Origin of the sequence: Paenibacillus sp. AN1007 (genome assembly GCF_040702995.1) — a bacterium.
GTDB lineage: Bacteria > Bacillota > Bacilli > Paenibacillales > Paenibacillaceae > Paenibacillus.
Genome location: NZ_CP159992.1, coordinates 3,032,574 through 3,058,907, shown reverse-complemented (window position 1 = coordinate 3,058,907; position 26,334 = coordinate 3,032,574). Strand labels below are relative to the sequence as shown.

24 protein-coding genes are annotated in these 26,334 nt (G+C 46.3%); 18 read left to right on the top strand and 6 right to left on the bottom strand.

The genetic code is table 11. The features are described from left to right. Positions 1 to 110: 110 nt before the first annotated feature. The 5 genes from ABXS70_RS13400 (at position 111) to ABXS70_RS13380 (ending at position 3,432) form a co-directional block, all read left to right on the top strand. Positions 111 to 368: a YolD-like family protein gene (locus tag ABXS70_RS13400; protein WP_090920584.1), complete on the top strand. Its 258-nt coding sequence runs from the start codon at positions 111 to 113 to the stop codon at positions 366 to 368. Positions 369 to 472: 104 nt separating this feature from the next. Continuing rightward, positions 473 to 592: a dihydroorotate dehydrogenase gene (locus ABXS70_RS13395; protein WP_111272660.1), complete on the top strand. Its 120-nt coding sequence runs from the start codon at positions 473 to 475 to the stop codon at positions 590 to 592. Between the two features lie 169 nt (positions 593 to 761). After that, entirely contained in the window at positions 762 to 1,265 is a 504-nt protein-coding gene (locus ABXS70_RS13390) for a ferritin (RefSeq protein WP_342555770.1), read from the top strand. Between the two features lie 487 nt (positions 1,266 to 1,752). After that, positions 1,753 to 2,493, top strand: coding sequence for a polysaccharide deacetylase family protein (locus tag ABXS70_RS13385; RefSeq protein ID WP_366296288.1), 741 nt, complete (start codon positions 1,753 to 1,755; stop codon positions 2,491 to 2,493). A gap of 51 nt (positions 2,494 to 2,544) precedes the next feature. Then, positions 2,545 to 3,432, top strand: a complete 888-nt coding sequence (locus ABXS70_RS13380) for a hypothetical protein (protein WP_366296286.1) — start codon at positions 2,545 to 2,547, stop codon at positions 3,430 to 3,432. Between the two features lie 124 nt (positions 3,433 to 3,556). On the opposite strand, the gene ABXS70_RS13375 is transcribed toward ABXS70_RS13380, so the two are convergent. The 3 genes from ABXS70_RS13375 to ABXS70_RS13365 form a co-directional block, all read right to left on the bottom strand. Continuing rightward, the gene (locus ABXS70_RS13375; RefSeq protein WP_154984201.1) at positions 3,557 to 4,156 is read right to left on the bottom strand and encodes a response regulator transcription factor; all 600 of its coding nucleotides are present in this window, start codon (positions 4,154 to 4,156) and stop codon (positions 3,557 to 3,559) included. After that, the gene (locus ABXS70_RS13370) at positions 4,153 to 5,301 is read right to left on the bottom strand and encodes a sensor histidine kinase (RefSeq protein ID WP_366296646.1); all 1,149 of its coding nucleotides are present in this window, start codon (positions 5,299 to 5,301) and stop codon (positions 4,153 to 4,155) included. Before ABXS70_RS13370 ends, ABXS70_RS13375 begins: the two co-directional genes overlap by 4 nt. A 97-nt stretch (positions 5,302 to 5,398) precedes the next feature. Continuing rightward, the gene (locus ABXS70_RS13365; RefSeq protein ID WP_342555773.1) at positions 5,399 to 6,457 is read right to left on the bottom strand and encodes a fatty acid desaturase; all 1,059 of its coding nucleotides are present in this window, start codon (positions 6,455 to 6,457) and stop codon (positions 5,399 to 5,401) included. A 436-nt stretch (positions 6,458 to 6,893) separates the two neighbouring features. Between ABXS70_RS13365 and ABXS70_RS13360 the strand changes: the two genes are divergently transcribed. The 5 genes from ABXS70_RS13360 (at position 6,894) to ABXS70_RS13340 (ending at position 13,810) form a co-directional block, all read left to right on the top strand. Then, a complete protein-coding gene (locus ABXS70_RS13360; protein WP_342555774.1) occupies positions 6,894 to 7,733 on the top strand; it encodes a YitT family protein in 840 nt (279 codons plus the stop codon). Positions 7,734 to 8,000: 267 nt separating this feature from the next. Continuing rightward, entirely contained in the window at positions 8,001 to 9,380 is a 1,380-nt protein-coding gene (locus ABXS70_RS13355) for an ROK family transcriptional regulator (protein WP_366296283.1), read from the top strand. 229 nt (positions 9,381 to 9,609) lie between these two features. Further along, entirely contained in the window at positions 9,610 to 10,686 is a 1,077-nt protein-coding gene (locus tag ABXS70_RS13350) for an ROK family protein (protein WP_342555776.1), read from the top strand. A gap of 49 nt (positions 10,687 to 10,735) precedes the next feature. Beyond that, positions 10,736 to 11,959: an MFS transporter gene (locus ABXS70_RS13345; RefSeq protein ID WP_366296281.1), complete on the top strand. Its 1,224-nt coding sequence runs from the start codon at positions 10,736 to 10,738 to the stop codon at positions 11,957 to 11,959. Between the two features lie 156 nt (positions 11,960 to 12,115). Further along, positions 12,116 to 13,810, top strand: coding sequence for a hypothetical protein (locus ABXS70_RS13340; RefSeq protein WP_366296279.1), 1,695 nt, complete (start codon positions 12,116 to 12,118; stop codon positions 13,808 to 13,810). A 632-nt stretch (positions 13,811 to 14,442) separates the two neighbouring features. On the opposite strand, the gene ABXS70_RS13335 is transcribed toward ABXS70_RS13340, so the two are convergent. Continuing rightward, a complete protein-coding gene (locus ABXS70_RS13335; protein ID WP_342555780.1) occupies positions 14,443 to 15,033 on the bottom strand; it encodes an AAA family ATPase in 591 nt (196 codons plus the stop codon). A 249-nt stretch (positions 15,034 to 15,282) separates the two neighbouring features. On the opposite strand from ABXS70_RS13335, the gene ABXS70_RS13330 reads away from it, so the two are divergent. Together ABXS70_RS13330 and ABXS70_RS13325 are read left to right on the top strand one after the other, a co-directional pair. Then, on the top strand, positions 15,283 to 15,618 hold the full coding sequence (locus ABXS70_RS13330; RefSeq protein ID WP_342555781.1) for a helix-turn-helix transcriptional regulator: 336 nt from the start codon (positions 15,283 to 15,285) through the stop codon (positions 15,616 to 15,618). Then, positions 15,618 to 16,994, top strand: coding sequence for an FtsW/RodA/SpoVE family cell cycle protein (locus tag ABXS70_RS13325; protein ID WP_366296277.1), 1,377 nt, complete (start codon positions 15,618 to 15,620; stop codon positions 16,992 to 16,994). The genes ABXS70_RS13330 and ABXS70_RS13325 overlap by 1 nt, the downstream gene beginning before the upstream one ends. A 34-nt stretch (positions 16,995 to 17,028) precedes the next feature. Here the strand turns inward: ABXS70_RS13325 and ABXS70_RS13320 are convergent, their stop codons facing one another. Beyond that, complete coding sequence (locus tag ABXS70_RS13320; protein WP_342555783.1) at positions 17,029 to 18,822, bottom strand: ABC transporter substrate-binding protein; 1,794 nt, start codon at positions 18,820 to 18,822, stop codon at positions 17,029 to 17,031. 134 nt (positions 18,823 to 18,956) lie between these two features. On the opposite strand from ABXS70_RS13320, the gene ABXS70_RS13315 reads away from it, so the two are divergent. From ABXS70_RS13315 to ABXS70_RS13300, 4 genes are all read left to right on the top strand, one after another. Next, the gene (locus tag ABXS70_RS13315) at positions 18,957 to 20,570 is read left to right on the top strand and encodes a DUF4173 domain-containing protein (RefSeq protein WP_366296275.1); all 1,614 of its coding nucleotides are present in this window, start codon (positions 18,957 to 18,959) and stop codon (positions 20,568 to 20,570) included. Positions 20,571 to 20,674: 104 nt separating this feature from the next. Continuing rightward, entirely contained in the window at positions 20,675 to 21,025 is a 351-nt protein-coding gene (locus tag ABXS70_RS13310; protein WP_342555785.1) for a hypothetical protein, read from the top strand. Next, on the top strand, positions 20,962 to 21,822 hold the full coding sequence (yidC, locus tag ABXS70_RS13305; RefSeq protein WP_366296273.1) for a membrane protein insertase YidC: 861 nt from the start codon (positions 20,962 to 20,964) through the stop codon (positions 21,820 to 21,822). Before ABXS70_RS13310 ends, yidC begins: the two co-directional genes overlap by 64 nt. 418 nt (positions 21,823 to 22,240) lie before the next feature. Next, positions 22,241 to 22,921: an MBL fold metallo-hydrolase gene (locus ABXS70_RS13300; RefSeq protein WP_366296271.1), complete on the top strand. Its 681-nt coding sequence runs from the start codon at positions 22,241 to 22,243 to the stop codon at positions 22,919 to 22,921. A 224-nt stretch (positions 22,922 to 23,145) separates the two neighbouring features. Here ABXS70_RS13300 and ABXS70_RS13295 read toward each other — a convergent pair whose 3' ends face one another. Further along, the gene (locus ABXS70_RS13295; protein WP_366296269.1) at positions 23,146 to 24,261 is read right to left on the bottom strand and encodes a helix-turn-helix transcriptional regulator; all 1,116 of its coding nucleotides are present in this window, start codon (positions 24,259 to 24,261) and stop codon (positions 23,146 to 23,148) included. A gap of 130 nt (positions 24,262 to 24,391) precedes the next feature. Here ABXS70_RS13295 and ABXS70_RS13290 point away from each other — a divergent pair, with 130 nt between their 5' ends. Together ABXS70_RS13290 and ABXS70_RS13285 are read left to right on the top strand one after the other, a co-directional pair. Further along, the gene (locus ABXS70_RS13290; RefSeq protein WP_366296267.1) at positions 24,392 to 25,180 is read left to right on the top strand and encodes a class I SAM-dependent methyltransferase; all 789 of its coding nucleotides are present in this window, start codon (positions 24,392 to 24,394) and stop codon (positions 25,178 to 25,180) included. Continuing rightward, a complete protein-coding gene (locus tag ABXS70_RS13285) occupies positions 25,164 to 26,267 on the top strand; it encodes a saccharopine dehydrogenase NADP-binding domain-containing protein (protein ID WP_366296265.1) in 1,104 nt (367 codons plus the stop codon). Before ABXS70_RS13290 ends, ABXS70_RS13285 begins: the two co-directional genes overlap by 17 nt. The last annotated feature ends 67 nt before the right edge of the window (positions 26,268 to 26,334 follow it).

Here is a 26,334-nt window from a genome sequence, read left to right as displayed (position 1 = left end):
AAAAAAGGTGTCATGACATTACACAAACGTAAATGAATGGTATACTGATTGAATATGCACTCGGCACACAACCGTGGAATCGGGACGTCGTAGTAGAGGAGGCAGCCGCATTGGCGAAAGCAAAAGTTGCAAAAAGACCCACACGGGATGAGTTTGAACTGGAGGAACTGGGGAACCAATTAGTAGAGGCTTTTCATGAACGCTCAGAAGTGCTGCTCACGGTCTGGGGCAAAGAAGAGCAGGTGCAGGGGATTATTGTAAAGATGGATTCCCGCACGCGTCTTGTTCATGTAGAGCATACGGAAGAAGAATTCACGGCGAAAGTGCCATTTATGGATATTATGCAGGTGCAGTCGCCGCGTTACTGATTAAAAAATAGGTAAACAGGATTTAAACAATAGGGCATTCGCCCTGTCAAAGTATCCTTCTCTGCATAAGATAACCCATACCTGTTGCAGAGGAGGTACAGTCAATGAGCGAAGTTGTAGGTGGAGAAACAAGAGGTTACGGCTATGGTGGTTTTACTTCCGTAGGCGCGATTCTGGTTCTGTTCATCCTGTTGGTAATCATCTCCAAAGCGTTCTTGGTATAATCATTTCTACCCGAAATGATGAAAAGAAGCTCTGCCTTCACGGCAGAGCTTTTTTTATTCCAGCGTGTTCTCGTCAATCCTTGACGAATGATGTAGAAAAGCGGGTGCAAGCGGCTTTCATATTATGTTAAAATAAAAGCATTCCCACAGAAAGAAAGAGGTGCTTTTCATGAGTCAAGAACTGACTGCGTCGTTGAACGAGCAGATGAACTTTGAGTTTTATTCCGCTCATGTCTACATGGCGATGGCTGCATATTGTTCCAGCAAAAGTCTGGATGGATTTGCCAACTTCTTCATCGTGCAGGCGGAAGAAGAGCGTTTCCATGGTATGAAAATTTATAAGTTCCTGAATGATCGCGGACACCGCGCTACCCTTGCGGCGATGCCTGAACCGAAGAACGAATACAGCTCTATGCTGGATGTATTTGAACACGGTTATGCGCATGAGCAGCAGAACACGAAGAAGTTCTACGCCCTGGCGGATATCGCATTGAATGAGCGTGAACACGCTACAATGTATTTCTTGAAGTGGTTCATTGATGAGCAGGTCGAAGAGGAAGCTCTGTTTGATAATATCATTCAAAAGCTCCGCCGTATCGAAAATGACAGCAACGCTTTCTACATGCTGGATGCAGAGTTCGGCAAACGTTCATTTACGGCTCCTGCGGAGTAAGGAGAGCAGAACTTCCGAATATCATGGCTGTTACGGTTTTGGCACAGCTTAATAACTCGATAACCGGATGCTTCATTAACAGTACATACCGTATACCAGCTGCAATATTTAAAGAAGAGCAGCGAGGGCGTTTGAGAAAATGGTCATCGTCCCTTCAGGTCGCGGCTTCACGGAAGAAAGCCTGCATACGTGCAGGCTTTTTTTGCTGTGCTGAATGAAAATAAATAGAAGTCTATCAAAATGCTAAAATAGGGTAATAGAGTATATGTCAGAATTGATCTATTCTTACGGGCGCATACACAAGATCAAATCTATCAAAATCGTTTTAATTTTTAAGTTTATCTGACAAAAGTGTAACTCTACCGTAGCCTTTGAAGCGAGAAGAGCTGGTCGTGTCTCTGATACTATTAAAATTAATCGCCATGGGATACGAGTAGAAACGATTACACACACCCGGGGAAAAACACACATAAGGGAGACTATTATTATGCTGCACATTCGTAAATCATTACTTACCACACTTGCCATCTTACTTTTGTTTCCACTGTTATTCATGCCGCATTCTGCCTCGGCTGCATCATCCAAGGAGAAATCGGTCAGCAAGGCTAACGCCAAGATCATCTACTTGACATTTGATGACGGTCCTTCAGCTCATACCGGAGAGCTTCTCGATATTTTGGATCAATATAAAGTCAAAGCTACATTTTTCATGCTCGGACCTCATATGGAACAATATAAAAAAAGCACGCAGCGTATTGTAAAGGAAGGACATGGTCTTGGCCTGCACGGTGTAACACATGAGGTTAGTAAATTTTACAAAACAGCTTATAGTGGATTAAAAGAAATGCAGCAGGCTAATGAGAGCCTGAACAAAGCTGCGGGAGTTAAAACGAGTCTTGTGCGTACGCCATATGGCAGCAAGCCATATCTCAAGACGGCCTATCGCAATGCGCTTCTCGGTCAAGGCGGATTCCATTTGTGGGACTGGAACGTCGATTCCCTGGATTGGAAATACAAAAAAGATCATCAGAAAGTGTACAACAACGTGATGTCGCAGGTTCACAAGGTGAACAAAAACGGGATTACTCCGATCGTGCTGATGCATGATCAGGAAGCGACATTGAAAGTACTGCCTCAAGTGTTGAAAACACTGAAGGCTGAAGGATATCAATTCGAGATTTTAACGAAGAGTGTACAGCCGGTGAATTTCTGGAATGACAAGCGGTAACATTGTATTAACGTTACAACGAGTTCAGTTCTAACTCAGGAGGTGCACATCATGAAAAAACACACATTATGGATGACGATTCCGGTGACGACGGCTGTTCTGCTTGCTCTGGCTGGCTGCGGAGGAACAAACTCGAATCAGACATCTGCCGCCGGAAGCACACCCCCAGCAGCAGCCGGAGATTCTACTCAGGCCGAAAAAGGGAATACCGCTGCTTCTGATTCAGGGGATTCGGGCGCGTCAGGGAGCACAGAGACAGCCGGATCGAACTCAAACGGAAGTAATTCCCATCCAGAGTTATCCGATGTCAATGACGTTGTTAAGTCGGTACGCAGTGAGTTGAAGATGTCCGGCGCTGTGCTGCCAACTTCTTTTCCACTACCCAAAGACCGATATTTGGGCGCGGTGATTACGACAAACACATCCGATGCATTTCTTGTGAACTTCTACAAGGCTTCCAAACCTGCTGGGTTAAATGATCCATCACTAACCAAATCAAATAGTAAAGTGCCTTGGCTCGCCAGCTACGAGGTGAAAACATATTCCAATCCGAATCAAACGGATATCTTTCCGGAAACGAATCTGGACAACTTTCCAGAGGATATGACGGTTGATCTTGGACACGGTATTAAAGGTATGGTTGAAGGGGCCGCTGGAAGTCAGTACCTGACGTGGCAGGAAGGTCGGTGGACGATGCAAATTCGCTCCGTCTCCGAAGATCAGATGAATAACCCGGGGATCGCGAAGAAAATGGTCGACTACCTGGAGACACATATGCTGTCTGCTCCTAAAGACAAAGGATATGTTAACGTGGAGTATGCCAGTGGGGGCAAAACGGTTCGCGTGACCATCTCATGGCAGGACGGCAAGCAAATTCATCAGCTGAAAACGGAGCAGGTACCGCTGGATGCACTGCAGATGGTTGTGTCGGTAAAATAATTCAGGTGAGTAACACAAAAAGCTTGGCACAGGGGAGTGACTCCTGGACCAAGCTTTTTTGTTATCTATAACGGGTATCGCTGCTGCTCAGCTTACTATTCGTTACAGCATCTTTCCGTTCCGCTTACTTAAACCATCCCTTTTCCTTAGATCGGGTGATCGCTTCTATGCGGTTGCTCGCGTTTAACTTATTCAGGATGATGGAAATGTAATTCCGCACAGTCCCTGTAGTAATGAACAAATGACCAGCGATTTCTTTTGTGTTTTTTCCATCAGCCATGAGACCGAGCACGGCATGTTCCCGTTCAGTTAACGGGTTTTCCTCCACATAAGCTTCATCCACCAGATCGGGAGCGAAGATACGTCTTCCATTCATCACTTGGCGGATTGCCTCAGCCAGTTCTTCAATCGGGCTGTCTTTCAGCAGATATCCCCGAACTCCCCCTTTGAGTGCCCTTTCGAAATATCCGGTTCTGGCAAACGTGGTAAGGATAATGACTTTACAGTTCATGCCCTTAAGTTCCTCAGCAGCTTCCAGCCCGCTCTTCACAGGCATTTCAATATCCATTAAACAGATGTCAGGGGCATGCTGCTGCACAAGTGCAAGGGCTTCCTGGCCATTGCTGGCTTGTCCGACAACCTCCATATCCTCCTCCAGATTCAGCAGGGATGATAATGCGCCTAACATCATACGCTGATCTTCGGCAATGACGATTCTGATCATTCTTCGGCCTCCTTCATAGGTTTGCGTACCAGCTTGGGTACATGAATGACTACTGCTGTGCCTTCCAGCTGTGCACCTGTTCGAATGTCCATACATCCGTTTACGAATTCCAGTCGTTCTTTCATACCGAGAATTCCGGTTCCCCGGCGGTCCTGCTTGCGCGTACCTTCGATACCTATCCCGTTATCATGGACCGTTAAAACATTATGGGAAGGGGTTTCTTCTATTGTAATGGTGCATACCGAGGCCTGACTGTGTTTCACTACATTGGTGACCGCTTCTTTCAGACACATACCAAGCACATTTTCATTCAACTGAGAGGTGTCCTGCAGCTTCGAGCTGCCCTTTAAAATAAATTCAATGGAAGCAGCTTTCAGAATTTGTTCCGCCCGGAACAGCTCATCGACCAGCTGCGTTCCACGCATCGTCGTAACCATCTCGCGAACTTCTTTGAGAGCTGTACTTGCTGTTTGTCGAAGTTCGTTCAGTTCAACGATGGCTTGGTCCGGATTTTTGCGAAGCAGGCGTTTGGCAAGATCGGTTTTGAGCCCGATCAGAGAGAGTTTCTGTCCGAGTGTGTCGTGAAGATCCCTTGCGATCCGCTGCCTTTCTTCCATTTTGACCAGATCATCCAGTCTTTTATTGGCACTTTCCAGCTGGCCTTCCAGCTGTTCCCGTTTGTTTTTGTTGTACGTGCTGATCGGAAGTAGGATAGAAGCCATCAGACTGATAAAGACAAATGGAAACTGACTAAGCAGCATGGAATTTTGATTGATAAAACCATAATTGACCGTCAGGAAGCTTGCACCAAGATTCACCGAATAGAGTGTGAAGAAACCGGCTTTATTTTTTATATTGCCAATAAAAAAAGCTAGGAATAATGAGAAATAAGCATAATCATATGCAATCGTCATCGTTATGGATATAGCGATCAGCAGTCCGATCCACATGTAGACCTGCCATCCTTTGGTGATGAAGGCCAGCAGATAACAGACAAAGAATACAAGGATGATAATAATGCCGGTCACCATTGTCCATAATTGAGAATATTGAGAGATGTAATAGAAGGGCAGAATAAAAAAGACGAGCCATACGTACGGATTCAAGCCTGTATTTTTATAAAAAAGCTGTGACCACTTCTGGATATTATTCTCCTCCTTGAATCATTACAATAGTAATAAGCTTTTAGCCTGACTGTAGCATGACTATCGTCTGAATACAAGAAAACGAATCTGACAGAGCCTAAGGCTTCTCTGTCAGACTCGCTTGATTAGTTACACGAATTGGGTTCGGAACGTAGCTTTTGCGTGTATTACGACGCAGGTCTTTGAAACTGATAAACTGTTTGCTGTCCTCATCCCACAGACGGAAACGAAGCGCAACCAGGCTGGAACGAAGCGTAATCGTTGTTGCCTTCTGCAGAGGCGGTGTTGCATTATGTGCTTCCTCCAGATAGTAATTGGGTACACGCGGACTCAAGTGATGCACATGATGGAATCCGATATTTCCGCTGACCCACTGCAGCAGTTTGGGCAGTTTGTAATAGGAGCTGCCCTCTACGGCTGCTTTCACATAGCTCCACTCATCTTCGTGTTCGAAATACGTCTCTTCAAATTGATGCTGGACATAGAACAGCCAGATGCCGAAGAAACCGGAGAAGAAAAATACAGGTGCCTGCACCATAACAAAGGCCTGCCAGCCAATCAGCCAGCACATGAAGCCATACAGCGCAATAATTAAAACGGTTGTTAAATGGGTATTGATTCGTTCTTTACGTCTTGCCGCTTTGCGGTTAAAGCGGTAAGCAAGCAGGAATACATAGATCGGCCCGATGCCAAACATGATAACCGGATTCCGGTATACACGATAGAAGAGACGCATCCATGGTGTGGCAGACTTATATTCATCCACGGTCATGACCCAGATGTCACCTACACCGCGTTTGTCCAGATTGCCGCTTGTCGCATGGTGAATGGAATGTTCAGCCTTCCACTGCTGGTAGGGAGTTAGAGTTAGCACACCGGTAATGGTGCCGAGAATATCGTTGGCCCGTTTGCTCTTGAAGAATGATCCGTGACAGCAGTCATGGAAAATAATAAACGTGCGCAGGACAAATCCTGAGGCCACAAGTGCGATCGGAAACGTAAGCCAGTAGGATATCGATAAGCTGTAGTAGGCGGCTGCCCACAATAAGAAGAGCGGGAGCAATGTATTGATTAGTTGACGAATGCTTAGTTTGAGATCATTTTTTTCAAAAGGGGTGACTTCTTTTTTCAGAGCCATTTCTTTGCTTCTGCTCATGTATGTTCCTCCTTAATTCGATACAACGGTAATAGATGTATCTTGCGATTCCCGGCAGGACTCTCCTTTTGGGAAGCGTTTTTATCATTGTAAAAGAAAGCGTTCTTGATCGTAAGTCATAAACGTCAGCCTGTTGTAATGATAAATATCAATAATGGACCATGACATTTGTCATGGTTAATAGCTTAGAATTCATGATACGGAGCTGCGAAAAGAGGGAGGTTACAAATTTCCTTTGTACAAATGATGCAACAATTTGTATTATGTATACAAATTTTGCGAAGAGCGTGGTAGAATCTAACCTTGAGTGTATATGACAGTGCGTTTAGATGAAGCTGAGTAACAGATTTATTTAAATGAAGTTAGATCACAAATATTTTATTCGAAGGTTAGATAAGTAAGAGTTTAATTCTGGATGAATAGGGTGGAGCGCTGCATGAAAAAAAGAATTACGGATATTTTATTTCTTATGGCTGGTGCCTTTCTGTTTGCACTGGCGGTTAACTTGTTTGTCATCCCGAATGATCTCGCAGAGGGCGGCGTAACAGGAATTACCATCATTCTGTATTACTTGTTCCACTGGTCCCCGGGGCTTATGAACCTGATTCTTAATGGTCTTTTGTTAATTGTAGGTTACAAGTTTCTTGATCGAACAACGACGGTGTACACAATTATAGCGGTTATCTTTAATTCCCTGTTCCTGCACCTGACAGAAAGCTGGAGCATTGCTTCAGATGAGCTGTGGGTTAATACAATCTTTGCAGGGGTGTTCGCCGGTCTGGGCATTGGTTTGATTGTCAGAGTGGGAGGGACCACAGCAGGCACGGTTATTTTGGCGCGGCTTGCGAACAAATATCTGGACTGGAATATCAGCTATGGATTGCTGTTTTTTGACCTAATTGTGGCATTCTCGTCGTACTTTATTATTGGACCACAGGGTTTGATGTGTACAATTGTGCTGCTCTTTGTCGGTACAAAAATGATGGAGTTTATTATTGAAGGACTGAATCCCAAAAAAGCCGTGATGATTATCTCATCCAAACAGGATCAGATTGCGAAGCAGGTTATTGAAAAGATGGACCGCGGAGTAACCGTTCTATCGGGGCATGGTTACTATACTAAGAATCCAAAAGAGATTTTGTATATTGTTATCAGTAAACAAGAGGTACCGATGCTGAAAAAAATTGTGCGGGCAGAAGATGAGATCGCATTTATCACGATCCATGATGTACGTGACGTATTCGGAGAAGGCTTTATCGAGCTTTCGAAGTCTTAACATTTCCATAGAGCCGCGGTTCAGGGACGAAGCAGAGCAAGATTACTGCTTCGTCCTTTGCTTTTATGAAGTATGTCGTTTTTTCATTACACCATGAAAGTGATCTTCAGTGATTATCGTATCTCATAGGTCGCGGCTGCAGATGGCAGGATGAAGATAGGTTTTGGCAGAAAAGAAGCTGTACACACTCCGAAGTGAATGATATATTGAATTTAATTCGTTAAGAAACTTAACTAACTATAAAAACTATAAAATGGAGGTGATCCAATGGCTGGCACGCCGCAATATATCCGCAATTTGAACGAAAATCTGATTATGGATGCCCTGATTACTCAAGGCAGCATGTCAAGAGCGGACATCAGCCGTCAGACAGGACTCAGCAAACCAACGGTGTCATCCGCGGTCGAACATCTGATCGAGCGGAATCTGGTGAAAGAGACGGGCAGGGCTGATAATGCCCAAGGCCGCAAGGCTACGCTTATTCAATTCAATGAAAAAGCTTATTATGTCTGCGGTGTTGATATTGGAGCCACACGGATTCGGATTGCTCTATCAGACCTGAGCGGACAGATTACGGCGTATGCAGTCTACCCGCCGATTGTTCCGGAAAAGAAGGAAGAGCCGGAATCAGAGTCAGAACGAGAGTTAGAATCGAAGTCGAAACGATATCCAAGTCCAGAACCTGGATTAAATCAGTTCAATGGAGAGGCAGCAGCGGAGGAGATGTACCAAACGTCAGAATCATCTCAAACGTGTGAAAAGTCTGTACTTCACCTGCTGTACAGCTATGTGGGGCAGCTGCTGCAGGAGAATGATCTGCAGTGGGGTGATCTTCGCTGTATCGGGTTTGGGATTCCTGGTGTTGTCCTGCCGGGATCGGGACAAATTAGCCGGATTGTAGACCCGCTTGCAGGCTTGGAACAGAGTTTCTCGCGCGATGCGTTGGCTCAAGCTTTTCCATGCGATGTCATTCTGGATAATGACGTCAATCTTGCTGCGCTTGGTGAGTACAGGAGCGGCGCGGCGACAGACTCGCCACTGTTTGTTTTTTTCTCGATTGGGGCTGGAACAGGTGCGGGTATCATGGTTCGGGGCCAACTGCTTCATGGTCTAAGCGGATTAACGGGTGAAGTAGCCGAGATGCTGCTGGAGGATGGCCGACGCCTGGAAGATGTATTGTCAGCAGAGGGACTGATGCATCTGGCGAAGCATTATGGGCTGGAGACATTTGTTAGATCAGATATAGAGAACTCGTCAGCTGCAGGTTTTGAGACGCCAGATAATCTGGATACATCGGACACTTCGGATACCCTGCTGACGCCGGAAGTGATCTTTGAAGCCGCGCGCAGTGGAGAAGTTCAGGCCGTGGAAGTAATGAAGCAGTACAGTCGGACGATTGCTTCGGCACTGCGACAGATCAGCACGGTGCTTGCTCCTGAACTGATCGTGCTGGGCGGCGGAATTGGCGGGAACGGGGATGTATTGCTGCCTTTGTTAAGGCAAATGGCTGGGGAGCAATTTCCAGTGCAGCCGAAGTTGATCTGTTCCGCTCTTGGAGAACGGGCAGTTGTCACAGGTGCTGTGCAGGTGGCACTGCAGCAGACATTGCAGAATCTGCAGCAGGAAGCGCTTGTAGAATCGAGGTAAAAGGTAAGAGGTAGAAAGTAAGAAATAGAGGTAAGAAGCAAGTCCAAATTAATTCGTAGTAACCCCGTAGTCACCACTGGTACTGTATGTTGTAGGTGCCTTAGATGGTTTTAATAGACGCCAATAAGCTCTTTTACGTCCACTCTCCAGGTTATATCGAACAAAGCGAGCATTCTCAAAGCGTTTTAAAAGGTGGGCCAAAAAAGATATTCGCCAAGGAGGAATCGGAATGACAAATAAAGATCATGGAAGTGCAGCTGGTCAGCAGTTAGACGCTAACATCACTGAAAACGCGCAGGTTGAAAGGATGGAGCTGCAGACTTCATGGACTGCAGGTGTGGACATCGGCGGTACCAAAACGCTGATGCTGCTGTCCACTCAGAAGGAGGGGGGAGAAATTCACGAACGCAAACTGCAAACCCAGGCCGCCGATCAACCGGAATCGTTTTTTCGCTGGCTGTTTGCTGAATTAAAAACATTCTGCGAAGACATTGGATGTCCGTGGGAACAGCTGGCTGGCGTAGGACTGGGATTCCCGGGTGTCGTACTGCAGGATGAAGGTGTGATGCGCAATGCACCTGCTTTTCAATGGCCGGAAGAAGACATCCGTCCTGTTATTGCAAAGTATTACAGCGGCGGTATCGTGTTGGATAACGATGTAAACATGGCAGCTATGGGAGAGGTGGATCAGGGTGCGGCGAAAGGGCATCGTCATAGTGTAATGGTAACTGTGGGTACAGGGATTGGTGCTGCGCTGGTTCTGAATGGAGCGTTATACAGCGGACAGAACGGAGCTGCGGGTGAGATCGGACACTTCATTGCAGGAGACGAAGGATTGACTTCCGAATATGCAGCAGATGGCGATGCGTTCGGAGTGTTTGAGCAAGTTACGTCTGGTACGGGAATTACGGAGCACGCGAGGAGTTATTTTACATCAGGCAAAGGAAACCCGTTATCTCTGATATGGAGCCTCGCCGGAGGACAGGCGGATCAGATTGAAGCAAGACATGTCTTTAAGGCAGCTGAAGCAGGTGATGTGACAGCCCTTGAGATTCTGGAACTTCCTATGCGCTACATGGCAAGAGGACTTGCCAATATTACGGCGCTGCTGAACCCGTCGATTATTGTGCTGGGCGGAGGTGTCGCTGCGTCCAATCCGAGCTTTTATCTAAATGAAGTTCAGTCCAGACTGAAACGTTATATTGTACTTCCGGTGCAAATTGTCATTGCTGAGCTTGGTAATAGGGCAGGGGCAATCGGAGCACTGGCGTCCATTAGACGCAGCCTGAAGCAGACGGATAGATAGAGGTAGGGTCCGAACGCAGAGACACCGAAATAGAAGGATGGAGATTCGGATGAGAGATAGACATATGAAGGCTGATACTAAAAAAAGAAAAGCCGATGATAATGAAGCAAAAGCCGTATTAATTAAATTGCAGGGCCTGTATCTGTTCATGGGACTTGCTGGAGGCATCTTTAACCCTTATATCAATCCGATTTTGGTTTCACAGGGCTTTTCCAGTAAAGATACCGGTTTTATTATGGCTTTTGGAACATTAATATCCGTCATTCTCCAGCCAATCTGGGGGGTTTTGGTGGATAAATTCCAAAAGACGCGTCTTGTACTCGTAATCAGCCTGCTTGTTCCGGCGGCACTAGCCTACTTTTATAATATTCAGGTGTATATTATATTGATTCTGATTTATACATTATGCACTGTATTTCAAGTCACACAAATCCCTGCAGCGGATTCCTATGCGGTAACGGCAGCAAGAGCGGCAAATACCTCTTACGGGATGATCCGGTTGTTTGGAAGCCTGGGGACAGGGCTTGGCGGATTTGCTGCAGGAATGTATCTGTCCCAGTTTTCAATCCATATGTTATGGCTTCCTTTTCTTTTTTTCAATATTTTAAGTGCTTTATTGGCGGGCACTCTCCCCAAACAGACGAGCATCTCCTCGTCTTCTGTAACGTTCTCTGTAGGTTTGGCAGGACTGCTTCGTAATCGTACGTTCCTTCTCTTTCTTACCGGTTGTTTCCTGGTAAATCAAACGCTGACGGCGTTTAACTCGTTTTTTGTTATTTCATTTCAGATGGCTGGCGGGTCGGCTGCTTGGACGGGGACAGCTCTTCTAATTGCGTCCATCACGAATGTTCCATCGATGCTGGCAGCCGCGTATGTGCTTCGCAAGTGGGGGCATGAGCGAACCATGCTGCTTGCGGCTGGTGCCTATGTGCTGCGCTGGGGAATTCAATGGCTGTGGCCTAGTCCGGAAGTGATGATCGGCGTTCAGGTGCTGCACGGGTTATCCTTTGGATTTTTCTATATCGCGGCTGTAGAATATGTGGCTTCCGTCACCGGACGTGAAATGCAGGCAACGGGGCAAAGTTTGTTTAATATGGTGTTTGCAGGACTTGGCGGTATCGTGGGCAGCATGCTTAACGGTTATTTACTGGACACAGGGGGACCGTCGGTCATGTATTTGGCTTGTACCATTAGTGCCGCGATGGGTGCAGTTATTTTGTATATGGTCAGCAGACAGGCCAAAGAACAGCGGAGGGTTTACCCACTCCTTTAGTCATGGCAAGAACTAATGTTCAGAGAGAAGAGCAGGGTAAACGGGAAGATAGTAGAGATATTATGCATGAATGCTGGATTTCAACAAAAAAATAACGGCAGTTGTAACGGCAGGCAATCATACTCTAAAAGGTAACGTTACAGGAGGTCTCAGAATATGACACAACCCATGGTCAAGAAGATGTCGGAAGAACAGCAGCATCTGGTCATGCAGTCGATGGACATGATGGACCGATTTTATGATGAAGAGTTTGGCCTGCTCCGCAGTTCTGGGGAGGAATCATCGGCACACGGCACACGAGGCAGCGCACATTATGCGCTCGGACTGCTGATTCGTCAAAAGTCTGGTGATGTCGAACGAGCTGTCCGTGTGCTTCATAAAGTACTTGACTACCAATATGATGCTCCCGAAGAAATCTATCACGGAACTTTCGCAACCCAGTCGACTGACGAGCATCCGCCCGCCGGTCATTATGCGTGGAAATCATTTGCCCCAGGAACAGCATATTTCCTGGAACGCACCTTTGAGAAGGTGTCGGAAGCGTTCATTCATAAGCTGCAGGAAGAAAATAATTTGTTGAAGGAAGAAGCAGATGTCAAACAATTAAGACAGCTGTTTTATGCGTCCGTCCATGGGGTTTTGCCTCCGGTCTGGATTAGCTATGATCCAAACTGGCGCGAGTTCATCGCATGTGTGTGTGCCATTGCTTCCGCAGCATTTTCGGAGCTTCTGCCGGATGCACTTATTCAGCGAATGGATGAAGCGATGGAACGTGCCGTTCAAGGCTCCGTGGACCGCAGATTATCCGATGCAATCCCGATGAACACGAACATTGAACTGATGCATATCTTCATCACCCATTACTATGGACATCGATTGAAGCGTGCCGACTGGATGCAGCATGCGGATGAACAGGCCGAAGGTTTGCTGCATGAATTCGAGCAGTATGGCGGCACGTTTGCCGAATTTAATACAACGACCTACTACGGGGTTGATTTGGCTGTACTTGGCATGTTCAGGAGGTATGCATTCACGGAGCGCATGACTGAAATCGCTCATCGGCTTGAGCATGGATTGTGGAATAATATCGCGCTGTATTACAATGCGAAGCTGGAGAATTTATCAGGTCCATTCGCACGGGCATATGATATGGAGATGCGGGAGCACAGTTCGATCGGTGTGTTTCTCTATCTTTTGCTGGGAAAAGGGTACGAACATTTAACCGGGATGAATTGCGAATCGGGGCATGACCCGATGATCGCGCTGCTTGGCATTGATGTTCCTGCCGAGGCTGTGCCGTATTTCCAAGCTCATCAAGGAGATCGCCTTGTGCAGAAACAGTTCCTGGAATTATGTGAACGCGATGATCCAAAAGCAAATCGAAATCTGTGCACGGCTTCGGCCTGGATTGGCGAAAATCGAATGATGGGTGCGATGTCAGGCAGCCGTAATACGAACGGTCAGATGCATCCGGCGACCATTCATTGGCAGACAGAGACGGGAGAGCGTTATTATCTGCGTCTTATTCGGCGCGAAACTGGCGGGGATTGGAACAGTCATTTGCGTGGAATTACATTTGAAGCAGAGGTAACACCGGACTCATTGAACATTGATGTGCAGCTGGATACAGCGGAAGAGATTGAGGTATATTTCGAAATCAAAGGACCATCTATTCGTCATCAGGATATACAACCAGAGCGCTGGGAGCTGCCGGGACTGACTTGTACGGTGAAGGCAGAAGCACCGGAACCAACCATGCTGATGTATACCGATTATGCTGAAATTATTTACCGTTATGTCCCGGGTAAGTCCGAGAATCGGATGAGATTTGAACTGGGAATCAGCGACTAGAATGATCATGGAAGTGCGGGAAGTGATTTGCTGCAAGAAAATAAATTGATGTTAAGTGAAATGAAGTAAAGTAAAGTAAAGCAAAGAAAAGTGATATGAAGTTATGTTAAATACAAAATGGCAGAGGTGCAGAGCAGGGCCTAACAGGATCGATATCGTCAGCCTCACAGGTTGGATGAGACCGATCCTTTTCTTTTTGTAGTTTTTCATCCTCGTACCCCGTAACATTGAAAACGGGAGGTAGTATACAGAGCGAAGCCTCTGATCCCAAATCGCTTGCGTTATATTGCGCCAATCAATCTGAGAACGAGCTAGCTGGTGTCCAATATCAAGGGGGCGAATCACTAACGATTCCCAGAAGCGTTATTTCCTCCATATTAAATGACATAAAAATCTAACGATCTCCAGATACCTTATTTCACTGTTACAGTGACTTTTGAGTGGTATTTAGGCCGTTTTTTGGAAAATAGCGTTATGTGAAATCGTTAGAGCTTTAAATCCTCTAAAAAAGCCTAAACAAGGCTTCTCTGAATCGTTAGAGTTTGGACGCCGCGCACCTGACATCCTTCCCGCTGTATCTTCACACGAACTGCCGCAAACGCACCAAGATGATCATAAAAGGAATCGTTCTTTCACTCATATATTCGTCGTTCCAGTTCAGCAAATGCCACGGCAGGATTGTCACTAGAGTTGTCAATATACGCAATGGATGACGCCGGGAGCGGCCAGGTTACTTTTTTTCGAGCAAGAGAAGTAATAAAGGTGTCCCAGTTTGCAAGTTTCCATTCATCTAATGGAGAATGTCTGGCTGTGATACGCTTATAATACTGCGCTTCGTCCTGCAAATAAATATATGCCACTCGAACGTCGGTGTTACCAAGTGAACGCCCGATCCGAGACAGCTCCTGCTCGATCCACTCGGGTGTTTCAATCTCCTTGGTGAAGGGCCCAACGACGATCGTATCCACACCAAGATCCACATTATCCAGCGCTGCATCCATGGTGATGCGATATCCAAGATCACGGCACAAACGTTTATACTCGGGCGAATCCCGATCTGACGGATCAAGTCCCTGTAACGTCATAATGGCCTCCGCGGCAGGACGAAGCAGGATATCCATGTCTAGAAAGGCTGCTTTATATTTGCGGGAGAGCGCTTTGGCAAGCGTAGTTTTGCCGCTTCCCGCTCCGCCGAGAAAGAAAATAAGTTTACTTTTGCTCATACTTGTAGTTCTCCTTTAATTCGTGATAACGATCTGTACACTGCCAAGATTGTCGAGATGAATACGGTTCATACGCGTGAGAAGCAAACGAAGATAGTATTATTTTAACATAATTAATTAACCAAAGGCTGGACATAAAAGGATGAATAAGGTAGTATCATACCTAGATTAACTATGCATAGGTTTCCAAGGTATATAAACGTGAAATCTGATGTAGATACTTACATGCAGTTTAAAGGAGGTAAACTTTTGCAGATCAATAAACAAATGATCAAAGGCAGTACAGAGACGCTAATCCTGACCCTGCTGCAAGCACAGCCCATGTACGGCTATGAATTGATTAAAGAGCTGCACCGCCAGTCGGAAGGCGTATTCAGTTTGAAGGAAGGCACATTGTATCCTATACTGCATGCGATGGAGATCGAAGGATGGGTAGAGGCCTATTGGGCTGAAGTGGAGGGCAGAAAACGAAAATATTACGCTATTCGGGAACAGGGGATACAGGCACTGCAGCACAAAAAAGCTGAGTGGTCTCTATTTCGCCGCGCTGTAGATCGTGTGATCGGGGAAGGAGGTTTAACCTGATGAACCAGAACAAGCATGAAGAACAGAATGAGAAACACAGTCAGATTAAGGAATATCTGGATCAAATCTGCGGTCAGGTGAAGGTGAAGGAAGTACATAACGATCTTCGTGAAGAGCTGGGCAGCCATTTGGAAGAGATGATACGTGATAAGAAGCAGGAAGGATATAAACCCGACGAAGCAGCAGCTTATGCTGTTCAACAGATGGGTGATCCGGCCGAGTTAGGCAAAAGGATGAATAAGCTTCACCGTCACCGGATGCACTGGAGATTGCTGGCTGCAGTGATTATGATGGGTGTCATTGGCATGGTTTTGACCTGGATTTATACCAACAGCTCATTAGGCTTGGGGTTTGATTATTCATCTACTCATTTAATGTACACAAGTGTGGGGATAATGACCATGCTGTTCTTCATCTTTTTTGATTATCGTAAATGGATTAAATGGGCATGGCCGATTTATATTCTGATCAATGTCATGTTATGGATTACCCCGATGTTAGCAGAGGCTTACGGCGGATCGAATCGATTCTTATTTTTACCGTTTGGCATTTCCATTGATGTGACTACATCTGCCCTTTGGATACTTCCGCTGGCAATCGGCGCAATCATGATGGATCGATTTCGTCTGGTTCCGAGTAAGCAAATGATATGTACTTATACTGCACTAGCAGCTTTACCTATGGTGCTCATCTATCAAATCTCAGATTGGGTTCGATTATCTTTATTCGGCTTCACAGCTTTACTGCTGTTTGGTTGGGTTACGAGAAAGTGGCTGTACACTGTAATCGCTGCATGTTCTTGCGGAGTCGCGGCAGTTCTTATATTCCTGTTAACAGACGAGTACCGACGATTCGAAAGGTTATCTGTTCTATTTAATCTGGATAATGCCTCGAAGGGAGAAGGTTACGCGAATAACGCGATTATTGATATTGTCAGAACAGCAGGCTGGTGGGGAAATGGCATAACGATTCCACAAAATTCTCCTTTTAGGTATTATTATCTCGATTTTCCAGGCGTAATGCTGGTTGAAGTGTTTGGCTGGTCAGCATGCGTGCTGCTCATTGTAGGCATCGTCTGGCTTGTTAGAACGATGATTAAAATGCTGCCGCGCATCCAAGAAACGTTTGGTTCAATTATCGTCGTTTCTGTAACGGCAGTCCTTGCGCTTCAACTCATCTATTCCGCTGCTGCCGTTACTGGAATCATGCCCATTTTGAGTATTAGATTCCCTCTTATTGGATACTCGTCTCATGTGATACTTGAATACGCCATGATCGGATTGCTTCTCGGTGTTTACCGCCGCAAGGATACAGTATTGTTAAGCGGCAGTCGCACACGTAATCACACTGGAGAGCGCATGATTTTACCTAGATGATAATCGAACAAATAAACTGAAAGTTCACGATCGATTACCACATTTGGACATTCTCAGAAGGGAACCAGATGTGACGCAGGTTAACCCACCCCTGGCTGTTGAACGATAGTCCGCGCACGGAAGGCAGATATGCTGTTTCGACAGGCTTTTGAGACAAGCTGAACATGAGATGTTCTCGGATCAGATAGCGTTGAATGTCGTCAAGCGTTTGCTTTCGGTCTGCGGCATGTGCAGTCACAGCGGCGGTTTGCAGCATGAGTCGTACCTGTTTCTTAGACTGGGTTTGCAGATGTTCGGACAGTGTGGCGTACAGATCATATCTGCGAAGTTCCACATCCCGATCCTGAATCAGAGAGAAGAGGATCAGATCAGAATCAAGACGCCAATCTCCTTTGAACTGCTCCATGCCGCCTGTGCGTATGGTGCAGGAGAAACCGGCTTGATCCAGAGCCAGTGCCAGCTGCTCCGCGTCCAGCCGATACTGTGGAATCGTAGCGATGTCTAACGGAATGCCCCCTTCATAAATTGGGATTGCACGAACAAGTACATTGGAGTCCATATCTGAATCGCTCTCTTCGTTACTTGTCTTCGAAACATTTTCTTTCGCCAGCTGGATGCACTGCTGCAAATACGCTCGTACTCCCGGATCGTTTAACGGTCCGGTTTTTCGTGTATTACACGTAAGCAGTTTCGTAACGGTTACCCCCGAACTTGCTTGTGTCCAGTCTGTGCCTGCTTTTTTGGACGGATTATGAACGAGATGGAAGAAGGGGGATTCCACATGTTCCTCCGCTTCCGGAGGTTGATCCTTACGACGTTCTATCTCTGGCGTTCCCCAAGGGATTTGCAAAATATCTACTCGGTCAATGAGAGCTCTGCCTTGAAAGTAACTTGGATAGGCTTCGAGCCTGCACAGATGATTATCCCATACACTTACTTTAAAAGGCCCTGTACCGACGGGTTTGGTCATTGGCTGGATCAGATCAACCTGTTTTACAGCCATGTCAGCGCCATTGGGGGAAGCCACGATGACTGCCCGACTTGTCGAGAGAAAAGACAAAAACAATTCCTGAGGTTTTTCTAAACGGAAACGTACAGCCAAGGGACCTAACACTTCGACCAAGTGAATCTGTTGAACAACCTCACGGTACAGTGTTCGTCGTTTCGTGGACTGCAGACGCTCAAACGTATGAACGACATCTGAAGCCGTAAGAGGCTTCCCATCGTGAAAATAAACCCCCTTACGCAAATGGAAAATCCATGTTTGACGGTCATGTGAAACATCCCATGTATGCGCCAGGGCGGGCATAATCTGTCCGTGTTCATCCCGCTGAACAAGTCCATCAAACACATGGCTTGTTACAAAAGATTCAGCAAGCAGATTAATATAAAGCGGGTCAAGCGCATGAAGCTGCTGACGTACAGGTAAACGCAGCGTGTCAATTGGCTCATTGTTGGCTCCAGCTTCAGTATGATGACCTGAGTATCCAAGCAGCCACTGGTTCAGAGCATGATGCATCGACGTAGAATTAGAAAAAGCCCGAACTTGATCGGCAGCTTCCTGTAACTCGCGGCGATTCATGGCCCCCATCATATATTCAGCGGCGATTTGATCTGCCGGAACAAGCAGGGACAAGGTCGAACGCCGTCCGCGTCCTCGCTGGGAATGCCAATGGATCCAGCCAAGAGCAGCCATTTTTTTAATTATAGTGAGGGTGTTGCGGTGGGTACAGTCAAGCAGTACAGCAAGCTCCGCCAGTGTAATTGTATGTGCTGATGTATCTCCCAACTGGCTGTGCAGCTGCAGATACTGCTGATGAAGTTTCATCTAAAAGCTTCCTCCTTGATGACCGAATCCGGTACAAGATCTAAAATAAGAAAATTTATCGATCAATCTTTCTATTTATATTCCTATTTTATCACCTAGAATAAAACGTAGATAGATTAATGGAGGTATTTCCCATGATTGATAAAATAATGTCTTCGCCGCAACGTGCGTTCATTACCTTAACCAGTGCTTTTTTGCTTGCAATCGTGCATCAGTATTTGTTTTACGACTTCCATATCGGGGTATCGTACCCGATCTTTGTCATCTTGTTTTACTGCTTCATGTACACGTTTGCCAAAGACCGCATGAGAGCTTTGACGATTTTTGATGCCTGGATCGCAGCTGTTATTCTGCTGTTATCGCTGACATATCTTCTGTTCGATAATGTTCTGTTTCAAGTGCTTAACTTTATGGTTATTCCGGGGCTGATTATGATGCATCTAACGTATGTAATGGGCAGGAAGAAGAGAGCATGGTGGGAGATTGGTTTGATCGGTACAGCGATAGACCATGCCCTTCCGCAAACCATCCGGCACTGGGGAACGATCGGGTCGATGATGGTGCAGGCCGGGGGCCGTAAAATGGATAAAACCCAAAAAGCGGTTGTACTCAAAGTGCTGATCGGGCTGCTTGCCTCTGTACCTATGCTGCTCGTGGTTCTGACTTTATTGTCTTCTGCGGACGGTATCTTCAATGAGTACTTATCAGGCTTTCCGGAGTGGCTGGATCAAATTGCGGTTACTCCCATGCTGCCAAGAATCATCTGGATTATTGTCGCAGGAGTTTTATTTTTCAGTTACGTGTGGGGATATGTGCATCCGATGCAGTATGAAGCGGAGAAGCGGGAGAATGCGCATTGGAAAAATAGTACAGCCTCCCCGCTAACGCCGCTTCATCCCGCTGCCGAGCCGTTGACGTCGAACCCGGATTCGGAGAGGAAAATTACACCAGCCTTTACGCCGGTGGATTCTCGGATTCAGACTTCGCCGGACAGCGAGCCGTTCCGGCTCGATCCGGTAATTACGGGAACGATATTAACCGTCATGAACAGTGTTTATATTTTGTTTGTACTCGTACAGTTTTCATACTTGTTCGGGACGGGGGAAGGACATCTTCCGGTGGATTTGTCTTACGCCGAGTATGCAAGAAACGGCTTTACTGAACTGATTCTGGTTACGAGTCTAAACTTTCTTATGCTGGTCGTTGTACTGCAGTATACACATGCAAAAGGCAAAAAAGGTGTAATCGTACAGCAGGCGCTGCTCCTGATTCTGGTCTGCTGCTCTGCCGTGATGTTAAGTTCCGCCTTTGTGCGTCTGAACTTGTACGAACAGGCTTACGGATATACGTACATCCGATTCCTTGTACATGCATTTATGATTTTTCTGGCTCTTTTGTTAGTCATTGCTGCACTGCGAATTCGCTGCACCAAGCTGCCCCTGATTCGCTGTTATATTGTGCTTGGGCTGACAGCGTATACAGTCATCAACTATATCGGGATGGATATCCGAATAGCGGAGCTGAACATCGAACGGTATCATCAAACCGGAAGTATTGATGCTGCTTATCTGGCAAGTTTATCTGCTGATGCCCTGCCTTTACTGCAGGATTTTGCGGAAAATGATTACCCGGAATTGAAAACAAATCTAGTGGAGCGTAAAAAGTATCTGGATCTGCATGCGGATGGTGCAGCTTGGTTTTCTTTTAATGCAGCGAGATATAGGGCCCGGCTGGAATTGTCCGAATGAAGAAGGGAATTAACGGAAGTTTTGATTTGCAGTGAGTTCCTTTGTGCAAACCGAATATGTAAGTGCTATAATGTAAAAATAAACGTATGAAGGGGGTGAATCTCTTGTTTGAATTACATGAGCTGCTTCCGTATATCTTCTCCATTGGTTTGATCTTTACCGTCAGTTACGCTTATATTGCGCATCTTCACTGCGGTATGACGGAGTATTGGATGGGGAGCGGCGCTGGAAACGGAATTGAACCCGTATTCCCGGCTGTAGACCTGCACAGGCAGTACAGGACGGATAATGGGAGCCGCATGGTCAGACGAAAAGAAGCACCGGATGAAGACGAACCAGATTGTCATTCCTCGTTGAGACTGGAATCAACCAATCAACGAGGAGGATCTATATGGAACATAAGACAAACAAGGGGTTCACACTTACATCTGGCAGGGGACGGATCTATGGCCTGACTGCAATCTTCTTCGCAGTCATGCTGCTTGCCGGGTGCAGTAACAATGTATCGGAGATTAATTCATCGACGCCGGGATTCTTTAATCACTACATCGTTTTCCCACTGTCATACCTGATTCAGCATATTGCCGCTCTATTTCACGGAAGTTACGGTGCTGCGATTATTATGATTACATTAGCCATTCGTCTCGCTCTACTGCCGCTGATGATGCGCCAGGCCAAATCCCAGCAGGGAACGCGCGTGATCATGAACGCAATGAAACCTGAACTGGATGCACTCAAGAAAAAATACGAGGGTAAGAATGATGCGGCTAATCGGCAGAAACAGTCCGAAGAAACGATGGCGCTGTATAAAAAGCATAAATTCAACCCGCTGAATATCGGCTGCCTGCCGCTGCTTATACAACTCCCGATATTGTCGGGCATATACACAGCCATCCGGCTGACGCCTGAACTGTCATCTCATTCCTTTTTGTGGTTTAAGCTCGGTGCGCCTGATTATGTGCTGGCCATTGTCGTTGCGGTTATTTATCTGATTCAGGCTAAGGTATCACAAGCCAATATGGCTCCTGAACAGCGCAAACAGTTTGCGATTATGGGATACATTTCCCCGCTCATGATGGCATTTTTCTCTTTATCGGCGCCGGCAGCGATGCCTCTGTATTGGACGGTTGGGGGATCATTTCTGGTATTACAGACGCTGCTGTTCCGTAAATTGTATCCCCTAGAGCATCCTCAGGATACGGCTTCTTCAGAAGCGATGAAGGTCAAGTCTGTCAAACCTGTCAAGTCTTAAGACTGGCGATACCGATTGTTCTGCATGAATTAAACATCACACCCTGTGAAGCGGATATAACGTCTGCTTACAGGGTGTTTTCTTTTGTCCTGACCCTGAGAATGAGATAATAAAAGAAAAATGAAAAAAAATAATTTTTTGGGTTTTGTTGACAAAATTTTATGCATCAATTACCATTTTATTTAGAAGTTTTTGGTAGAAATATTTTAGGAATATAGCGATCATTTTCTTGTTCTGAAAACGAATTCTTCACATCTCTACTATTTATCTGTTAATCGGTAGGCTGATCCAATCTCAGTTTTCATTCATGTACATAACAGCAGCACTGGCAGAGTTGTTTTCACCAGAGACGCCTGACACTGAGGGTTATCCGTGGCTCTATATAATTATCCCATTTACCTACTAAGGAGAACTGCATATGACAACCAGTGAATACAAAGTGTACCCTATTAAATCAAGTTATGGAGGCTTTATTAATTATAGCTACATTGTTATTGATGCACACACTCAAGAGGCGGCCGTTATTGATCCTTCGTGGGATCTGGCGTCTATTCTCAATATTCTTGAAGCGGAAAGCGCGGAGCTTACACACATTTTGCTGACTCACTCCCATCCTGATCATGTACATCTTGTACAGGCTTTATTGGATCGCTTTGATCCTAAAGTGTATATGGGTGCTGCAGAAATTGAATTTTTCAATTACCAGTGTGCGAATTTACATGCTGTCAAGGATCAGGATACTATTTTATTAGGCAGCACGCTGATTTCCTGCATACACACGCCTGGTCATACACCAGGTTCTATCTGTTTTTCATTGAAAAATTGTATTTTTACAGGAGATACATTGTTTGCAGAAGGATGCGGCATATGCTCTGAACGCGGAGGTGACCCGGCACTTATGTATCACAGTTTGCAAACCATACGGAATCGAGTCCATCCATCTGTACATGTATACCCGGCACATTCGTTTGGAGTTGAACCCGGGCAGAAACTCTATCTTGTTCTGGAAAGAAACATCTATTTTAATATTTTTGATGAAGAACAGTTCGTGGCTTTTCGTATGAGAAAAAATCAGCCTGACGCCAAAAGTTTTGTCTGAAAAAAGGGGACGTGATATACGAGCAAACAGATTGTATCTATGTTCTCCATTCAAGGTTCATAATACAATCAGCATTAGAAGCTCAGCATCTGAAGCTCAGCACCGTTCAGTCAAAATCCTCTTACATAAAACGCAGTCCATGCAGCACACTGCGTTTTGCGTCAAGAGGATATTTGGGCTGCAAGTACATAATACAAAGCGGATTTAAAGGTTAAAACCCATCGCTAGCCTATCGTTAGTTCATCCGTCAACTGAAATCGAGATACAAAATACCATATAAGCTCCCGGCGTGAGGATACACCCGTCTTGTCAAAAATCGATTTTAGATGATCCTGCACGGTATAGGTGGATATATACATAGCTGCGGCAATTTCCTTCGAAGAATAGCTGCGCAGTACATATCCTAACACTTCCCGTTCCCGTGGGGATAAACCGTGACATTCTGCAAGGACGGAGAGCAGTTCCTGAGGCATCGCCTGGTTAAGCATAACCGCGATCTGATCAGATCCGTCAAGCTGCTTCAGATGGCTTGCCTGCAGCATCAAATACCGGCCATCCGGAAGCTGGATGCACACTTTAGAAGGGGACGCACATAACGATTTGCAAGCTGCAGACTGTTCAAGCTGCAGCTGACTCAACAAATGGGAGGCCACGGCTCGCACGGGACGCGGCAAAGTATTCGGTGAGATCCCCTCCATCAAACGCAGCTGCGAAATCCAATATTCGGCAGACGTATTGAGGGACACGAGTTTCAATGCATTCGATGCGAGCAGGATACCTGGTTCCGCAGGGCTTTCACGCTTCATTTCTTCAATCAACGTCAAACTGGTTATTCTCAGCATTTTCGCAATAGAATAGGTCCATTCTTCTAATTGGGAACGTTCCTGCTCTGTAAATGCCGGCCGATCGGCTTTGCGGTATAGTGTCAGGTATCCCCAGCAGGAGTCGTTACTGATAAAAACCGTGCGCATTTCATCACCGAACCCTGCGGGAAGCAGAATGTTTTTATAACGTACACTGGATTCGGGATTGCTGTGAACGGAGGCATATAAGATGGCTGTATGCTGATCGGATTGGACCAGATCTGCGTATTTATGAATATCCTCTTCCATGTATTCGTTAATAAATAGTTGATCATGAATGGCTTCGACTCCATCTTCCGTCACCGCGCCTGTAGAGAGCAGTGTGGAGGGGTCCACTGTGGTAAAACAGTATGCATCATAAGGAATGACGGGCTGCAGGTGCCTGAGCACAGCTTCCCTGTAAGAGCGGGACGTCCAGGTTCCCTTTTCAAGTGAAGTTATTCGATGTACATGTTGTTGTCCGTATAAACCAGCCAAACGAGTTAACTCCTCTCCAAGTGCTCTATATCCCAAACTTGTGGGATGGTCGCCTGTGTGTATCCTTCTATAATGAAATTAGACGAATAGACAGTCAAGTCTTACTTCATAACAGAGGGGTGCAGTAACAATGAGCGACAGCTTGGACAATAGATGGAATGGTACGCCAAAACATAAAGAGAGTGCAGCAGCGGATCGAATCGAGACGGGAAATCAGGTGAATTCGGCCGTAAACAGCTGGGATACTGCAGATGTCGATCGATACGAACAATCCATAGCTCTTAAAATCCCAGGTTATGCCCACATGCACGATCTGATGGAAAAGCTTCTTACAGCATCCATAGCCCATAACAACAGTATTAATATACTTATTACAGGAGCTGGAGGGGGCAAAGAGGTTAGTCTGCTTGGCACGAGACATCCCGATTGGCAGCTGACAGGCATGGATACTTCTCCCCGGATGTTAACGCTGGCAGAGAAACGGGCAGAAGAAGCCGGTATTACGAACAAAGTCAAACTACTCCCCGTAACGATGGAACAACTGCCAGTGGACTTGATGTACGATGGGGCGACGAGCATGTTGATGCTGCATTTTATTCATGGACTGGAAGCGAAAAAAACGTTTCTCAGGCATCTGGCCAAAAGGCTCAAACCCGGTTCACCTCTAATTATTGCAGCGGTAAATGCAAACCCTGCTTCTCCAGCCTATGCGGTCATGATGCAGGCGTGGAAGGATTATATGCTGCAGGCGGGTGTGCTTGCTGAAGAATGGGAGTGGTTTGCCGCTTCTCTTGGTCAGCAATCCGATCCGGTGTCATCTGAAACCTTGGAGCAGCTGCTTGCGGAGTGTGGTTTTTCTCAGATCACCCGATATTTCGGAGCTTTATGGGTGGAGGCTTATTATGCGATCAGAGACTGAGATGAAACAAGGCAGCATGAAGGATCAGATCTGGGTCATTGGTGGATATGGTCAGGTGGGACAGATGGTCTGCACGCAGCTCGCACAGGTATTTCCCGGCAAAGTGTGGGCAGCGGGTACACGCTTGGAGCGAGCCGAGAAGTTCAGCCGCCAGACAGGTGGAGCTGTGAAGCCAATGCGGCTGGATATCATGAAAGCAGTAGACCCTGCAGTGCTGCGAAACGTGAAACTTGTCATTATGTGTGTGGACCAGAACGACACACGGTTCGTCGAAAGCTGTGCGAAGGCTGGAACAGATTATATCGATATTTCGGCCAAGGGTGATTTTTTGAAGCAGGTTGAACGGCTGCATTCAACAATGCAATCTTCCGGATCAACAGCAATTCTTAGTGTCGGATTGTCTCCTGGTATAACGAACCTGCTCGTCCGAGAAGCATCCATGCATATGGATAAGACGGAAGAAGCGAACATTACGGTGATGCTGGGACTCGGGGAGAAACACGGCAAAGCCGCCTTAGAATGGACCGTGGATCAGATGAACACTTCATATGACGTTATGCAGCAAGGGCAGCTGACGAGAGTACAGAGCCTGAGCGATGGGAAATGGATTGATTTTGGTGGGGAATTAGGGCGGCGGCCTGCCTATCGATTTGCTTTTTCGGATCAATTGGCGGCTGCTCAGACGCTTCACATTCCCACGGTGTCAACCCGACTATGTCTGGATTCTCGCTGGATAACCCGTACACTGTCGATTGCCAGACGAGCAGGGCTGTTGAAGCTGCTGCGTTTCGGCTGGATTCGTAACGCTGTGGTGAAGGCTTTTATGCTGGTTCCGGGTGGCGAGCCGATGTTTGCGGTGAAAGTAGATGCGGCGGGCTGGAAAAACGGAGAGCGAATGAGCGTGGAACAGCTCGTGGTTGGGGAAAAGGAAGCCGCTGTGACAGCAGAGGTGGCTGCAGCTGTGGCGAAGCGTATATACCGCCATTCCCAGGCACCGGGTGTATACCATGTGGAGCAGTGTTTTTCCTTGCAGGAAATTCAGGAGGAACTTTCCGAGCCGTTAAAGGTGATGATCAAGATTACCTAAAGTCATTTTTGTCTTGAGACTGCAATCTGCTATGATGAAACTAGTAATCAATGCATGATTGGAGGGA

Coding starts and splice junctions, on each gene's coding strand:
- ABXS70_RS13285 (WP_366296265.1), top strand. CDS start 25,164: ATGCGATCAGAGACTGAGATGAAACAAGGCAGCATGAAGGATCAGATC.
- yidC (WP_366296273.1), top strand. CDS start 20,962: ATGGAACATAAGACAAACAAGGGGTTCACACTTACATCTGGCAGGGGA.
- ABXS70_RS13290 (WP_366296267.1), top strand. CDS start 24,392: ATGAGCGACAGCTTGGACAATAGATGGAATGGTACGCCAAAACATAAA.
- ABXS70_RS13340 (WP_366296279.1), top strand. CDS start 12,116: ATGACACAACCCATGGTCAAGAAGATGTCGGAAGAACAGCAGCATCTG.
- ABXS70_RS13315 (WP_366296275.1), top strand. CDS start 18,957: ATGATTGATAAAATAATGTCTTCGCCGCAACGTGCGTTCATTACCTTA.
- ABXS70_RS13300 (WP_366296271.1), top strand. CDS start 22,241: ATGACAACCAGTGAATACAAAGTGTACCCTATTAAATCAAGTTATGGA.
- ABXS70_RS13365 (WP_342555773.1), bottom strand. CDS start 6,457: ATGAGCAGAAGCAAAGAAATGGCTCTGAAAAAAGAAGTCACCCCTTTT.
- ABXS70_RS13380 (WP_366296286.1), top strand. CDS start 2,545: ATGAAAAAACACACATTATGGATGACGATTCCGGTGACGACGGCTGTT.
- ABXS70_RS13345 (WP_366296281.1), top strand. CDS start 10,736: ATGAGAGATAGACATATGAAGGCTGATACTAAAAAAAGAAAAGCCGAT.
- ABXS70_RS13320 (WP_342555783.1), bottom strand. CDS start 18,822: ATGAAACTTCATCAGCAGTATCTGCAGCTGCACAGCCAGTTGGGAGAT.
- ABXS70_RS13385 (WP_366296288.1), top strand. CDS start 1,753: ATGCTGCACATTCGTAAATCATTACTTACCACACTTGCCATCTTACTT.
- ABXS70_RS13390 (WP_342555770.1), top strand. CDS start 762: ATGAGTCAAGAACTGACTGCGTCGTTGAACGAGCAGATGAACTTTGAG.
- ABXS70_RS13325 (WP_366296277.1), top strand. CDS start 15,618: ATGAACCAGAACAAGCATGAAGAACAGAATGAGAAACACAGTCAGATT.
- ABXS70_RS13350 (WP_342555776.1), top strand. CDS start 9,610: ATGACAAATAAAGATCATGGAAGTGCAGCTGGTCAGCAGTTAGACGCT.
- ABXS70_RS13360 (WP_342555774.1), top strand. CDS start 6,894: ATGAAAAAAAGAATTACGGATATTTTATTTCTTATGGCTGGTGCCTTT.
- ABXS70_RS13375 (WP_154984201.1), bottom strand. CDS start 4,156: ATGATCAGAATCGTCATTGCCGAAGATCAGCGTATGATGTTAGGCGCA.
- ABXS70_RS13335 (WP_342555780.1), bottom strand. CDS start 15,033: ATGAGCAAAAGTAAACTTATTTTCTTTCTCGGCGGAGCGGGAAGCGGC.
- ABXS70_RS13395 (WP_111272660.1), top strand. CDS start 473: ATGAGCGAAGTTGTAGGTGGAGAAACAAGAGGTTACGGCTATGGTGGT.
- ABXS70_RS13355 (WP_366296283.1), top strand. CDS start 8,001: ATGGCTGGCACGCCGCAATATATCCGCAATTTGAACGAAAATCTGATT.